General features: G+C 50.6%; 12 protein-coding genes. 8 read left to right on the forward strand and 4 right to left on the reverse strand.

Features of this window, described 5'->3' with window-relative positions; genetic code table 11:
• Positions 1-24: 24 nt before the first annotated feature.
• Both apt and OGW16_RS13560 read right to left on the reverse strand, forming a co-directional pair.
• Positions 25-576 (reverse strand): adenine phosphoribosyltransferase, encoded by a 552-nt coding sequence (gene apt, locus OGW16_RS13555; RefSeq protein ID WP_043015422.1) that lies wholly within the window; start codon positions 574-576, stop codon positions 25-27.
• Positions 577-769: 193 nt separating this feature from the next.
• A complete protein-coding gene (locus OGW16_RS13560; RefSeq protein ID WP_008783969.1) occupies positions 770-1,147 on the reverse strand; it encodes a DUF454 family protein in 378 nt (125 codons plus the stop codon).
• A gap of 69 nt (positions 1,148-1,216) precedes the next feature.
• On the opposite strand from OGW16_RS13560, the gene priC reads away from it, so the two are divergent.
• From priC to OGW16_RS13575, 3 genes are all read left to right on the forward strand, one after another.
• Positions 1,217-1,744, forward strand: coding sequence for a primosomal replication protein N'' (gene priC, locus OGW16_RS13565; RefSeq protein WP_043015421.1), 528 nt, complete (start codon positions 1,217-1,219; stop codon positions 1,742-1,744).
• Positions 1,745-1,758: 14 nt separating this feature from the next.
• The gene (gene rsmS, locus OGW16_RS13570) at positions 1,759-1,926 is read left to right on the forward strand and encodes a pleiotropic regulatory protein RsmS (RefSeq protein WP_072033944.1); all 168 of its coding nucleotides are present in this window, start codon (positions 1,759-1,761) and stop codon (positions 1,924-1,926) included.
• 69 nt (positions 1,927-1,995) lie between these two features.
• Entirely contained in the window at positions 1,996-2,919 is a 924-nt protein-coding gene (locus OGW16_RS13575) for an Rpn family recombination-promoting nuclease/putative transposase (RefSeq protein ID WP_286518520.1), read from the forward strand.
• 39 nt (positions 2,920-2,958) lie between these two features.
• Here the strand turns inward: OGW16_RS13575 and mscK are convergent, their stop codons facing one another.
• Together mscK and acrR are read right to left on the reverse strand one after the other, a co-directional pair.
• Positions 2,959-6,324, reverse strand: coding sequence for a mechanosensitive channel MscK (gene mscK, locus OGW16_RS13580; protein WP_043015420.1), 3,366 nt, complete (start codon positions 6,322-6,324; stop codon positions 2,959-2,961).
• 127 nt (positions 6,325-6,451) lie between these two features.
• The gene (gene acrR / locus OGW16_RS13585) at positions 6,452-7,102 is read right to left on the reverse strand and encodes a multidrug efflux transporter transcriptional repressor AcrR (RefSeq protein WP_043015419.1); all 651 of its coding nucleotides are present in this window, start codon (positions 7,100-7,102) and stop codon (positions 6,452-6,454) included.
• Between the two features lie 141 nt (positions 7,103-7,243).
• Between acrR and acrA the strand changes: the two genes are divergently transcribed.
• The 5 genes from acrA to maa all read left to right on the forward strand — a co-directional run bounded on the left by acrA (position 7,244) and on the right by maa (position 13,450).
• A complete protein-coding gene (gene acrA / locus OGW16_RS13590; protein ID WP_286518521.1) occupies positions 7,244-8,437 on the forward strand; it encodes a multidrug efflux RND transporter periplasmic adaptor subunit AcrA in 1,194 nt (397 codons plus the stop codon).
• A gap of 22 nt (positions 8,438-8,459) precedes the next feature.
• Positions 8,460-11,609: an efflux RND transporter permease AcrB gene (gene acrB / locus OGW16_RS13595; RefSeq protein WP_043015417.1), complete on the forward strand. Its 3,150-nt coding sequence runs from the start codon at positions 8,460-8,462 to the stop codon at positions 11,607-11,609.
• Between the two features lie 488 nt (positions 11,610-12,097).
• A complete protein-coding gene (tomB, locus tag OGW16_RS13600) occupies positions 12,098-12,472 on the forward strand; it encodes an Hha toxicity modulator TomB (protein ID WP_047413009.1) in 375 nt (124 codons plus the stop codon).
• A gap of 27 nt (positions 12,473-12,499) precedes the next feature.
• Positions 12,500-12,718 carry a hemolysin expression-modulating protein Hha gene (gene hha, locus OGW16_RS13605; RefSeq protein ID WP_002892050.1) on the forward strand — a complete coding sequence of 73 codons (219 nt, stop codon included), beginning with the start codon at positions 12,500-12,502 and terminating at the stop codon, positions 12,716-12,718.
• A 180-nt stretch (positions 12,719-12,898) separates the two neighbouring features.
• Positions 12,899-13,450, forward strand: coding sequence for a maltose O-acetyltransferase (gene maa, locus OGW16_RS13610; RefSeq protein WP_043015416.1), 552 nt, complete (start codon positions 12,899-12,901; stop codon positions 13,448-13,450).
• Positions 13,451-13,553: the final 103 nt, after the last annotated feature.

A 13,553-nucleotide genomic window follows, 5' to 3' on the forward strand; every position in this document is an offset into this window, starting at 1 on the left:
TCAGCCGGGATAAGATAGCCCGACTTAGTGGCCTGGGAATGGAACCAGGCTATAACAGGTCAGCCCCTGTTTTTCCAGACGCTGTTCGCCGCCCAGATCAAACAGGTTAATGATAAAAGCGGCATCGGTCACTTCCCCACCCAGACGGCGGATCAGTTTCACGGTCGCTTCAATCGTGCCGCCGGTTGCCAGCAGATCATCCACAACCAGGACTTTATCGCCAGGTTTGATGGCATCAACGTGGATTTCCAGCTGATCGGTGCCGTATTCCAGTTCATAGCTCTCAGCAATAACTTCACGCGGAAGCTTACCGGGTTTGCGTACTGGAACAAAGCCGACGCCCAGACCCAACGCTACCGGCGCGCCAAACAGGAAGCCACGCGCTTCGGTGCCAACCACTTTTGTGATACCCGCATTTTTGTAGCGTTCAACCAGCAATTCAATGCTGAGGGCGTAGGCTTTCGGGTCTTCCAGTAAACTGGTGACATCACGAAAGAGAATGCCCGGTTTTGGGTAGTCGTGGATGCTTTTGATGCTATTTTTGAGAAACTCAAGCTGCTGTGCAGTCGCGGTCATAAGTTTGTGCCTGATTAATACAGTATTACTTCACGGCGCACTATACACTTCATCCTCGACGTATCTTGAATGATTTTGTGTCTATATATGAGTCAAGGTTACACTTGCTTAACCTTTGACCACCTGCGCCTGTGCTCGAAAACGGTCGAATTTACTGACTGTGGGAGACAATTGCAACAGCGTTTATTGCGCTTTACTGCTTTTGTTGTTTTTCATCAATCACCGGGATCCGCCACATAAAAATCAGTAAACAGGCGAGGATGACCAGCAGCAGGCCGCGTACCCACATCATATTGACCAGCCACAGTGAGATACCAAACGTCACCAGGATCAACAAAATAGCGCGCGGCTTCGCTCCCGGCGGCATCGCGCGGTGTTTTTGCCAGTGGCGCAGATACCCGCCGAACCACGAACGGTACAGCAGCCAGTCGTGAAAACGCGGCGATGAGCGGGCAAAACACCAGGCAGCCAGAAGTATAAACGGCGTCGTCGGCAACAGAGGCAATACAACGCCCAGCGTACCTAGCACTACCGCTATCCAGCCAATGATGATTAGAATAATGCGTTGCATAATATGAGTACTTAACACAGAGAATCGCTACTTTAGCATAACAGTTCTCATTTTCATCGGAGTGTTGTCGTGAAAACCGTCATGCTGCTTCAGACGCTCGAAAACCAGCTTAACCGCCTACGCCAGCGTTGTGCCCCCCTGGCGCACCATGCAACGCTTAGCGCCCGCTTTGACAGACATCTGTTTCACACCCGCAGCACGTTGCTGCAGGCCTGTCTGGATGAAGCAGATGATAATCTCGCGGCCCTGCGCCGCGCAGTCGAGCAGCAGCAACTACCACAAATTAGCTGGCTTGCGGAACACCTTGCCTCACAGTTAGAGGCGATTTCACGTGAAACCGCCAGTTGGTCGCTCCGGGAGTGGGACAGCGCATCTCCAGGTCTTGCGCGCTGGCAGCGCAAGCGAGTACAACACCAGGAGTTTGAACGCCGTCTGGTTGAAATGACGCGAGAACGCAAAGAGCGCCTGGCTCAGGCTACCGGCTTTGAAGAACAGCAAAAACTGCATCGTGAAGTAGAAGCATTCGAAGCGCGACTCGCGCGTTGTCGTCATGCACTGGCAAGAATAGAAAACGTGCTGGCGCGTTTAACCCGCTAATCCCCGGAGAATTTATGTCATTAGAGAATGCCCCGGACGAGGTCAAACTGGCCGTCGACCTGATTGTTTTACTTGAGGAAAATCAGCTCCCAGCACGCACAGTGCTACGCGCGCTGGAGATCGTTATGCGTGATTATGAAAACAAGCTTAAAAGTGCGGAAGGCACCTCGCAAACTGATTAACTGCCCTCTGGTCTGCCATTGGCTTTGGTGTCAGAGTCGTCGCAACATCACGACGATAACGGACAGATCATGGAACGACTCCCCACCACGCCGCACGATGCGGTCTTTCGGCAAATGCTGACGCAAAAAGAGGTCGCCCGAGATTTTTTGCAGATCCATTTGCCTGAAGCATTTCTCAATATATGCAATATGGAAACATTAACCCTGGAATCAGGCAGCTTTATTGAGGACGATTTACGCACCAGCTATTCAGATATCCTCTATTCCCTGCAAACAACACATGGACCCGGCTACGTTTACGCGCTGATTGAACATCAGAGTAAACCCGATAAATTCATGGCCTTTCGCCTGATGCGCTACGCTGTTGCCGCCATGCAGCATCACCTTAACGCCGGGCATAAAACCTTACCTCTGGTGGTACCGGTGTTGTTTTACCATGGCATGGAAAGTCCGTGGCCCTATACTCTCAACTGGCATCACCTGTTTGGCGAACCACAGCTTGCGAAAGCGCTTTACGGCAATGAATTTGCACTGGTAGACCTGACCGTAATGCCAGATAATCAGATCTTGCAGCATCAGCGGGTCGCGATGCTGGAACTCCTGCAAAAACATATTCGTCGACGGGATCTTAGCGAGTTATTGGATCAACTGATTACGCTCTTAACGCAAGATCATCTGACAGAGTTTCAAATCGACGTTTTGATCAATTACATGCTGAAAGCAGGAAATACCACGGAACCCGGCGTACTTGTCCGTCAACTGGCGCAGAGTACGCCACAGTACAAGGAACAGCTGATGACAATTGCCGAATGGCTGGAAGAAAAAGGAAGAGCGGAAGGCATGCAACAAGGGCTGGAAAAAGGGTTAGAAGAAGGTCGGCAGGCAAAAGCGCGTGATATCGCACAAAAAATGCTCACCAGCGGTCTGGAACCGGACCTGATTACACATCTTACGGGCCTGACCCAGGAAGAGCTGACAGCGCTGACTCACTAAATACAATCAGGGCGGCAAATATGCCGCCCTGATTGCAACTTAACCTACCGAAGGCGTCGGATCGTCACCCTTGATGATGTCACGCTTAACCTCGGTCACGGTGTCGCCTTTCGCATTATGCAGGTGCACTTCGAGCTGGTTAAAGGCGATATCAATGTCGTTTTCACGGCACAAACGATCCACCGCACGGTTAAGTTCATCAACCGTATGACTACGATCGCGCAGTTCACGTACGTATAAACGCAGTTCATGATCAAGCGTACTGGCGCCAAAGGCGGTAAAGAACACCGCAGGCTCCGGATCGTGCATGACTTTCGGGTGTTCCATCGCCGCCTGCAGCAACACTTTCTTCACTTTGTCCAGATCCGAACCGTAGGCCACACCAATGCGGATCACCAGACGCGTGGTGGTATCAGAGAGCGACCAGTTAATCAAACGCTCCGTCACGAATGCTTTGTTCGGGATGATCACTTCTTTGCGATCGAAGTCGGTAATGGTGGTGGCACGGATACGGATCTTGCTGACCGTTCCTGAAAACGTACCGATAGTCACGGTATCGCCGATGCGGACCGGACGTTCAAACAGAATAATCAGACCGGAAACAAAGTTACCGAAAATTTCCTGCAGACCAAAACCAAGACCAACCGACAGAGCAGCTGCCAGCCACTGTAGCTTATCCCACGAGACGCCGAGCGATCCGAAGACCGTCATCGCGCCGATGGCGATGATGGCGTAGTTAAGGATCGTAGTGATCGCATAGGAAGCGCCCTGACGCATCTTCAGTCGCGAAAGCACCAGCACTTCCAGCAGGCCGGGTAAGTTACGGATCAGCGCCCACGCGACCATTGAGGCAATAATCGCAAACAGCAGACTGCCCATGGTGACGTCTTTCACCACCGCAGCCCCTGCTTCGGTGCCGTTGTAATGCCAGAGCGTTATGCTGTCGAGGTAGCTGAATACGGTTATCAAATCAGACCAAATAGCCCAGAACAGAACCCCAAACAGGGCAACCATCACCAGCATGGTGATACGCAGCGTTTGCTGGTTAACCTGCTCCAGCGCAATGGTCGGTTCTTCCTGTGGTTCTGCGCCTTCAGCCCCTTCTTTAACCAGGTTCTGACGACGCGCCAGCGCACGACGCCAGGCAATACGGCGTGCCGCTACGCTCAATCCACGCAGCACCGTCTGGTACAGCAGGTTCCAGAGGATAACCAGATAGACCGTTTCAATCCAACGACCGGCCAGGCGCAGCGTGGTGTAGAAATACCCTGTCGCCGTCAGCACCATTAGTGCAATCGGAATAATAGACAGCACGGTAATGGTGACTAGACGTAGACCATGCGACTCTTTGTCACGCCAGCTTTCGCGGCACATTGGCCATACCAGGAAGGCGATCAGCAGCAGGTTGAGGAAAATGACCACCTGGCCAAGCACATCGTCCATCAAATTAAGCGGCGACAGCTCAGCAATGACCGACCAGAAGTTGAGCGGCAACAACGCAAGGCTGATACGAACAATCTGGCGGCGCCAGTGGCTGGTCTGCTGCGCTGGCATGCCAAAATGACGAATCGCCACGCCATCTTTTTCCAGCACCTTCCAGCACAGACCAAACACCAGCCAGAAGATGGTCATCTTCTTGCTAAACGCCCACAGCAGGTCACTGATATTCAGCTGCATGGTCAGCAAAATCAGGCCCACCGCGAGGATAATCAGACATGCCGGCAAGGCTCTGATGAGATCGATCAGAATTGCTTTGGGTGTATTAAGCTGGCTGTCGTTACGCAGGTTCCCCACCGCGGCGGCTAATTTTGCCTGATAATCCTTCAGCCACCTCAAACGCCAGCGGATTAACCCGGCGATAAGCAGCAGCGGCAGTCCTGCCAGGAACGCAATAAATACGGCTGGCCAGGCTTTTTCCCAGTTCACCGTGATTTTCATCGACTTAAACTGGTCTTTTAGCGTTTGTGGGAAGGCTTTGATCCAGTCCCAGTCCATCGGACGGTTACTGTTAACCCAGAAAATTTGCTGCGTGAGGATCCCTTTCAGGTTTTTCGACACGCTCATTAACTGTTGCTGGTTGATTTGCAGATTAATCGCCATCATCAACTGGTTGCCCAACTGCTTATTTAGCTGATCCAACAGTTCACGACGCATATCCACGACCTGCATCAGGGCATCGTGGACTTCAGGATTAACTTCGTTGCTGTGCCCTTCTTCCAGTTTGGCGACAAACGCATCGTTCTGGAACAACGCATCACGCTGCTGGTTGACCTCGAACTGCTCCAGACGCAAATCGGCGATCCGGTTGGTCATATCGGCAAGCTCATCTGCCGACGGCAGCGTTTGTTGTTGCTGATATAAAATGCGCGACAGCAGCAGACTGCCTTTCAGAACGGCGATCTGCTCTTTAATGTTGCGTTCGGATTGCAGGGCGCGGTCAAGCCAGTTTTTAACTTTGATATTTTGCTGCATCAGGCTGTTGCCGTTTTCAGTCGCGGCAATCAGGCGCTGGCTGAGCTGATGGTTAACATCAAGCTCCTGCTTCACTAACGGATTGGACTGGATACGCTCGGCTTCGTCCGGCGTTACCGCTTCCTGCGCCGTCTTTTCGGTTAACGTCAGTCGTTTGCTGTTCACCGCTTCTTGCAAGAGCTGAAGCTGATGTTCAAGGCGGTTACTGTTCGCCGTCACGTAATCGCGTTGTTTTTGCAGGGTGTCCTGCAAAACCGTATTACCTTCGAGGCTCTTACGCTGCTGGTCGATCTGCGCATTCAGCAGCGCCTGCTGCGCCTGCAGCAGCACCTGCTGGCTGGGGCGTAAAGCCGCCTCTCCCACACTGGTGCCATCAAGTCGATTGCGAATTTGCTGCATCTGTTGCGACGCGGTGTACATCGCATTTTGTACGCGCTCTGGCTGCGTCTGCAGCGACACCAGTTGGCTGTTGTAAGCGGCAAGATCGTTTTGCGAACTCTGCAGGTCATCCAGAACCTGCGCCACGCGCGACTCAAGCTGTCGTAAGGAGAGCGTACTTAGCGTTTTTCGCGTTTCATCGTCATTATCAACATCGCTAAGCGAATTTAGCGCATCCGTCGCCTGACGCATTTTTTCCGGCGCCTGGGCAACTTTCTGCCGAAGCTGTACGGTTTCATCCTTCACGCGATCGATTTTATCCAGCGTGGCAATGGTATCGATGAGATCCTGTTGGACCAACTTATCCTGCGCGGAGAGATCTTTTTGTTTATTCAGCGTGTCTAACTGGCTCTGAATATCCGCTTTCGTCGGCAGTTCACCACTCTGTTGCGCCCGCGCAAATGCAGATGACTGGCAGGATAGCAATAGAATGAAGAAAAGAATGGTAATAGCAATAAGATGCTGTGAACGTTTATAGAGCTGCAACATAGTCATGAGAATGAACGTTTCTGAACCGGAAAAGTGACCGAAAATAGTCAAGCAGCAAGAATATCACGGCTGTGACCGGCAGAATAGCAGCAGGCAAAACGACCAGGAGAATTCCTGGTTCAGACCCAAAGCGTTAGCAGGTTTTCGCCACGTTAACCCGCAGGCTTGGGCAGAGAAGACACATCTCCAGCAGTACAGCGATGTATTCCCGGGCCTCTTTTTTCAGATCAAAAGATTCTGGGGCAAATAACCAGTTCTCTATAATTCCGGTAACGTAGCTACGCAGCAGCACCGCCACGCGACGCGTGTTCAAATTTTCCGGCAGCATGTTGGCATTCATGCAGTGCCGCAATGTTTGTTCGATACGGTCGTAATTTTCAATACACAGACTACGTTGAGCTAACTGAACAGAGGCCATTTCCCCGACAAATTCGCATTTGTGGAATATAATTTCCAACAACAAACGTCGGCGTTCTTCTGTCACGGTAGCTTCAAGAACGTAAATTAAAATTTCTCTTAATACTGATAGTGGATCGTCGGGGAATTTTGCCTGATACTCAATCTCTAACTCATCAATGTTAGGTTTTGCTAGCTCCCAGATTTCACTGAATAAATCCGATTTGTTTTTGAAATGCCAATAGATTGCGCCGCGCGTGACACCAGCGGCTTTTGCGATCTCCGCAAGCGAGGTGGATGATACCCCTTGTTGCGAAAACAAACGCAGAGCGACATCGAGAATGTGCTGTCGTGTTTCCTGTGCTTGTTGTTTGGTTTTTCGTGCCATAGGTCAGTGAATTTACAGGCGTTAGATTTACATACATTTGTGAATGTATGTACCATAGCACGACGATAATATAAACGCAGCAATGGGTTTATGGGCTTTTAGCCATTGATCAATTTGAAATCGGACACTCGAGGTTTACATATGAACAAAAACAGAGGGTTAACGCCTCTGGCAGTCGTTCTGATGCTCTCAGGCAGCTTAGCGCTAACAGGATGTGACGACAAACAGGCCCAACAAGGGGGCCAGCAGATGCCAGAGGTTGGAGTTGTTACGCTCAAAACTGAACCTCTACAGATAACAACCGAACTCCCGGGTCGCACCAGTGCGTATCGCATTGCTGAAGTTCGTCCTCAGGTTAGCGGTATTATCCTGAAGCGTAATTTCACGGAAGGTGGTGACATCGAAGCGGGTGTATCTCTCTATCAGATTGATCCTGCTACTTACCAGGCCGCTTATGAAAGCGCAAAAGGCGATCTGGCCAAAGCACAAGCCGCAGCAAATATCGCTCAACTGACGGTCAAACGTTATCAGAAACTGTTGGGGACTAAGTACATTAGTCAACAGGATTACGATAGCGCGCTGGCAGACGCACAGCAGGCGAACGCCGCCGTTGTCGCCGCGAAAGCCGCGGTAGAAACTGCACGCATCAATCTGGCCTATACCAAAGTGACGTCGCCGATCAGCGGCCGCATTGGTAAGTCATCCGTTACTGAAGGCGCTCTGGTGCAAAATGGTCAGGCGACCGCACTGGCGACCGTTCAGCAGCTTGACCCAATCTATGTGGACGTGACGCAGTCAAGTAACGACTTCCTGCGCCTGAAACAAGAATTGGCCAACGGCACGCTTAAGCAAGAAAACGGTAAAGCGAAAGTCGAACTGGCGACCAATGACGGTATTAAATTCCCGCAGTCCGGTACGCTGGAATTTTCTGATGTGACGGTTGATCAAACCACCGGATCGATTACGTTACGCGCAATCTTCCCTAACCCGGATCACACCTTACTGCCAGGTATGTTCGTTCGCGCACGTCTGGAAGAAGGGACTAACCCAACTGCATTACTGGTTCCACAGCAAGGCGTTACCCGCACACCGCGTGGCGATGCCAGTGCATTGGTTGTCGGTGCAGACGACAAAGTTGAAACTCGTCAAATTGTCGCCTCACAAGCGATTGGCGACAAATGGTTAGTCACTGATGGACTTAAACCGGGCGACCGTGTGATTGTCACTGGGCTGCAAAAAGTACGTCCTGGCGCGCAGGTAAAAGCGCAGGAAATCACCGCTGATAACAACCAGCAAGCAGCAAGCGGTAGCCAGCCTGAACAGTCCAAGTCTTAACTTAAACAGGAGCCGTTAAGACATGCCTAATTTCTTTATCGATCGCCCAATATTTGCGTGGGTGATCGCCATTATCATCATGTTGGCAGGGGGGCTCGCGATCCTCAAATTGCCGGTAGCGCAATATCCAACTATTGCACCGCCTGCAGTGACGATCTCCGCGACCTATCCTGGCGCTGATGCCAAAACAGTACAGGATACTGTTACGCAGGTTATCGAACAGAATATGAACGGTATCGATAACCTGATGTACATGTCCTCAAACAGTGACTCCACGGGTACCGTGCAGATCACCCTAACCTTCCAGTCTGGTACTGACGCGGATATCGCACAGGTACAGGTGCAGAACAAACTGCAGCTGGCAATGCCGCTTTTGCCGCAGGAAGTACAACAACAGGGCGTGAGCGTTGAGAAATCATCCAGCAGCTTCCTGATGGTTGTCGGTGTTATCAACACCAACGGCACCATGACGCAGGAGGATATTTCCGACTACGTGGGCGCCAACATGAAGGACGCCATCAGCCGTACTTCAGGTGTGGGTGACGTTCAGTTGTTCGGTTCCCAGTACGCGATGCGTATCTGGATGGATCCGAACAAACTGAATAACTTCCAACTGACGCCGGTTGATGTGATCAGCGCCATCAAAGCGCAGAACGCCCAGGTTGCAGCCGGTCAGTTAGGCGGTACGCCGCCGGTGAAAGGCCAGCAGCTTAACGCGTCGATCATCGCGCAAACCCGTCTGACCTCTGCCGATGAGTTCAGCAAAATTTTGCTGAAAGTGAATCAGGACGGTTCTCAGGTGCGTCTGCGTGACGTAGCGAAAGTCGAACTGGGTGGCGAGAATTACGACATCATTGCGAAGTTCAACGGTAAACCTGCATCCGGTCTGGGTATCAAGCTGGCGACAGGCGCTAACGCCCTGGACACCGCTAACGCTATCCGCGAAGAACTGAAGAAGATGGAACCGTTCTTCCCGTCAGGTCTGAAGATCGTTTATCCGTATGACACCACGCCGTTCGTGAAAATTTCTATTCACGAAGTAGTGAAAACGCTGGCGGAAGCAATCATTCTCGTGTTCCTGGTAATGTATCTGTTCCTGCAGAACTTCCGCGCGACGCTGATTCCGACTATCGCCGTGCCGGTGGTGCTATTGGGTACGTTTGCCGTCCTTGCGATTTTCGGCTTCTCGATAAACACGCTGACGATGTTCGGGATGGTGCTCGCCATCGGCCTGTTGGTGGATGATGCCATCGTTGTGGTCGAGAACGTTGAACGTGTAATGGCTGAGGAAGGGCTACCGCCGAAGGAAGCAACGCGTAAATCGATGGGCCAGATTCAGGGCGCACTGGTTGGTATCGCGATGGTGCTGTCAGCGGTATTTATCCCGATGGCTTTCTTCGGGGGTTCTACCGGCGCAATTTACCGTCAGTTCTCCATCACCATTGTTTCGGCGATGGCGCTGTCAGTCCTGGTGGCATTGATTCTGACCCCTGCCCTGTGTGCGACCATGCTTAAACCGATTGCTAAAGGCGATCACGGAGAAGGCAAAAAAGGCTTCTTCGGCTGGTTTAACCGCATGTTCGATAAGAGCACGCACCATTACACCGACAGCGTGGGCGGAATTCTGCGCAGCACCGGTCGTTATCTGGCGCTGTATCTGATAATCGTCGTGGGCATGGCCTATCTGTTCGTTCGTCTGCCAAGCTCGTTCCTGCCGGATGAAGACCAGGGGGTATTCCTGTCAATGGCTCAGCTGCCAGCGGGTGCAACGCAAGAGCGTACCCAGAAGGTGCTGGACGAAATGACGGATTACTATCTGACCAAAGAAAAAGCGAACGTTGAATCGGTGTTTGCCGTTAACGGCTTCGGCTTTGCTGGTCGTGGTCAGAACACCGGTATCGCGTTCGTTTCTCTGAAAGACTGGAGTGAACGTCCTGGCGAAGAGAACAAGGTTGAGGCGATTACTCAACGTGCGATGGGCGCATTCTCGCAGATTAAAGACGCAATGGTCTTTGCCTTTAACCTGCCAGCCATTGTGGAGTTAGGGACCGCCACCGGTTTCGACTTCCAGCTGATTGACCAGGCAGGTTTAGGTCATGAGAAACTAACCCAGGCGCGTAACCAGCTGTTTGGTGAAGTTGCGAAGCATCCCGATCTGTTAGTCGGCGTACGTCCTAACGGTCTGGAAGATACGCCGCAGTTCAAGATCGATATCGATCAGGAAAAAGCGCAGGCTCTGGGTGTTTCCATTAGTGACATTAATACAACGCTGGGTGCAGCATGGGGCGGAAGCTACGTGAATGACTTCATCGACCGTGGTCGTGTGAAGAAAGTTTACGTCATGTCTGAAGCGAAATACCGTATGTTGCCGGAAGATATTGGCAACTGGTATGTTCGCGGCAGCGACGGTCAGATGGTGCCGTTCTCCGCCTTCTCTACCTCACGTTGGGAATATGGTTCACCGCGTCTGGAACGCTATAACGGTCTGCCTTCCATGGAAATCTTAGGCCAGGCCGCACCGGGTAAAAGTACCGGTGAAGCGATGGCAATGATGGAGCAACTGGCCAGTAAACTGCCATCCGGTATCGGCTATGACTGGACCGGTATGTCCTACCAGGAACGACTGTCCGGCAACCAGGCCCCTGCCCTGTATGCCATTTCACTGATTGTCGTATTCCTGTGTCTGGCGGCATTGTACGAGAGCTGGTCAATTCCGTTCTCCGTAATGCTGGTAGTACCGTTGGGTGTTATTGGCGCATTGCTGGCGGCGACGTTCCGCGGCCTGACCAACGACGTTTACTTCCAGGTAGGCCTGCTCACAACCATTGGGTTGTCGGCGAAGAACGCGATACTTATCGTCGAATTCGCCAAAGACTTGATGGATAAAGAAGGTAAAGGTCTGATAGAGGCGACGCTGGACGCGGTACGTATGCGTTTACGTCCAATCCTGATGACATCGCTGGCCTTTATTCTGGGCGTAATGCCGCTGGTAATCAGCTCCGGCGCAGGCTCCGGCGCGCAGAACGCAGTAGGTACAGGCGTAATGGGCGGGATGGTAACGGCAACCGTGTTGGCTATCTTCTTTGTTCCGGTGTTCTTTGTGGTGGTACGCCGCCGCTTTAGCCGCAAAAGCGAAGATGTTGAGCATAGCCACTCAGTAGACCATCATTGATAGCTCTCTAAAGATAAGGCCGCGCAAGCGGCCTTTTTTCTGGAAAAATCATAAAAACCACTTATTGCGATATCGTTTATTTTCTCTGGGGTAAATAAGCGATATAATCCCTGTAGGCTTAAAGGCTATTCTTAAAAAACATTGAGAGTTCTTATTTACTTTAATAAATATTAAGATTATTCCTAGCTTTTGACTGGCATTGTCGACTGTTACCTTGCGTTGCTAAACCTAATCAAGATAACCCGATGATTGCCCGAAGAATAAAGAAGTTGTCCCATTCCGAATAGCCGTACGTATCTGTTAAAATGTAAAAATGACCTGACATCATAATTTTGCATAATTGTAATTTTTCGTGATATGACGATGAAATCTTTTTTAGAGTAGATTATAGTTAAATCATCAGGAGTCGCGGGCAAGTTCCAGGTAGTTTGTTGTATCCATCCCGAAAGGTGTTCGGTTAGTTTAAGCCACTAAGAAGGGGATGCGTTATGGATGAATACTCACCCAAAAGACATGATATCGCGCAGCTTAAATTTCTCTGCGAAACCCTGTATCATGACTGTCTTGCAAACCTTGAACAAAGTAACCATGGCTGGGTTAATGACCCTACCTCTGCCACCAGCTTGCAGCTCAATGAACTGATAGAGCATATTGCAACCTTCGCTCTTAATTATAAAATTAAGTACAATGAAGAGAATAAGCTGATTGCGCAGATAGATGAATACCTGGATGACACTTTTATGTTGTTCAGCAGTTATGGTATTAATACGCAGGATCTGCAGAAATGGCGGAAGTCAGGTAATCGTCTGTTTCGCTGTTTTGTCAATGCCACCAGGGCTAATCCTGTTAGTTTGTCTTGTTAAAAATTATTACAATCATAGGTAAGAGTTATGTCCGATAAACCATTAACTAAAACTGATTATTTGATGCGCCTGCGACGTTGTCAGACAATTGACACACTTGAGCGCGTTATTGAAAAAAATAAATATGAATTGTCCGACAACGAACTGGCTGTATTTTACTCAGCAGCAGATCACCGCCTTGCTGAATTGACTATGAATAAGCTCTACGACAAGATTCCAACTTCTGTTTGGAAATTCATTCGCTAATTGCTCACGGGTTAAGTCAGGTATAGCAGTACATTTGTCTGGCTGACCATTTTCGTATTTACAATAGTTATTTAATTCAAATCATGTGACTACGATCACAGCGAAACAACGGGAACGTTCCCCTTGCTGGCATTGCGTTTTACTGTGTTGAAATGATCTCCAGGACACAGGGAATTCGTAATGAGTAATGAAAAGCAAAAAATGATCGCCGGTGAACTTTATCGCCCGGCAGATGAAACATTGCGCAACGACCGGCTACGCGCTCGTCAGTTGACCCATCGCTACAATCACACCGCTCCCGATGAAAAAAGCGAGCGACAAGCTATCCTGCATGAGCTGTTGGGTCAGAGCGAGGGCGCTTATATTGAACCCTCTTTTCGTTGCGATTACGGCTACAACATCTATCTCGGTAAAGAATTTTACGCCAACTTCGACTGCGTTATGCTCGACGTCTGTCCGATCCATATTGGCGACAACTGCATGTTAGCGCCGGGCGTCCATATCTATACCGCGACCCATCCGCTGGATGCCACCGAGCGAAACAGCGGCATGGAGCTGGGTAAACCCGTGACGATTGGCAACAACGTCTGGATAGGTGGGCGCGCGGTGATAAACCCCGGCGTAACGTTGGGAGATAACGTGGTTGTGGCCTCAGGCGCGGTAGTCACTAAAAGCGTTCCGGCCAACAGCGTGGTTGGGGGCAATCCCGCGAGGATCATCAAAACGCTGTGATCTTAAATGTAACTGTTATGCTAAATTGTGGTTAATCTGTTACTTTCTTCAAAAGGTATCCCCTTTTAAAATAGGGCGATCACACTTGAATTTTGCAGACACC

Source organism: Citrobacter sp. Ce104 (assembly GCF_030334595.1).
Taxonomy (GTDB): Bacteria; Pseudomonadota; Gammaproteobacteria; order Enterobacterales; family Enterobacteriaceae; genus Citrobacter; species Citrobacter europaeus.

What these genes read in the sequence shown, in the direction of transcription:
- apt (WP_043015422.1), bottom strand. Translation starts at nt 576, where the DNA reads ATGACCGCGACTGCACAGCAGCTTGAGTTTCTCAAAAATAGCATCAAA.
- OGW16_RS13560 (WP_008783969.1), bottom strand. Translation starts at nt 1,147, where the DNA reads ATGCAACGCATTATTCTAATCATCATTGGCTGGATAGCGGTAGTGCTA.
- rsmS (WP_072033944.1), top strand. Translation starts at nt 1,759, where the DNA reads ATGTCATTAGAGAATGCCCCGGACGAGGTCAAACTGGCCGTCGACCTG.
- OGW16_RS13575 (WP_286518520.1), top strand. Translation starts at nt 1,996, where the DNA reads ATGGAACGACTCCCCACCACGCCGCACGATGCGGTCTTTCGGCAAATG.
- mscK (WP_043015420.1), bottom strand. Translation starts at nt 6,324, where the DNA reads ATGACTATGTTGCAGCTCTATAAACGTTCACAGCATCTTATTGCTATT.
- acrR (WP_043015419.1), bottom strand. Translation starts at nt 7,102, where the DNA reads ATGGCACGAAAAACCAAACAACAAGCACAGGAAACACGACAGCACATT.
- acrA (WP_286518521.1), top strand. Translation starts at nt 7,244, where the DNA reads ATGAACAAAAACAGAGGGTTAACGCCTCTGGCAGTCGTTCTGATGCTC.
- acrB (WP_043015417.1), top strand. Translation starts at nt 8,460, where the DNA reads ATGCCTAATTTCTTTATCGATCGCCCAATATTTGCGTGGGTGATCGCC.
- tomB (WP_047413009.1), top strand. Translation starts at nt 12,098, where the DNA reads ATGGATGAATACTCACCCAAAAGACATGATATCGCGCAGCTTAAATTT.
- hha (WP_002892050.1), top strand. Translation starts at nt 12,500, where the DNA reads ATGTCCGATAAACCATTAACTAAAACTGATTATTTGATGCGCCTGCGA.
- maa (WP_043015416.1), top strand. Translation starts at nt 12,899, where the DNA reads ATGAGTAATGAAAAGCAAAAAATGATCGCCGGTGAACTTTATCGCCCG.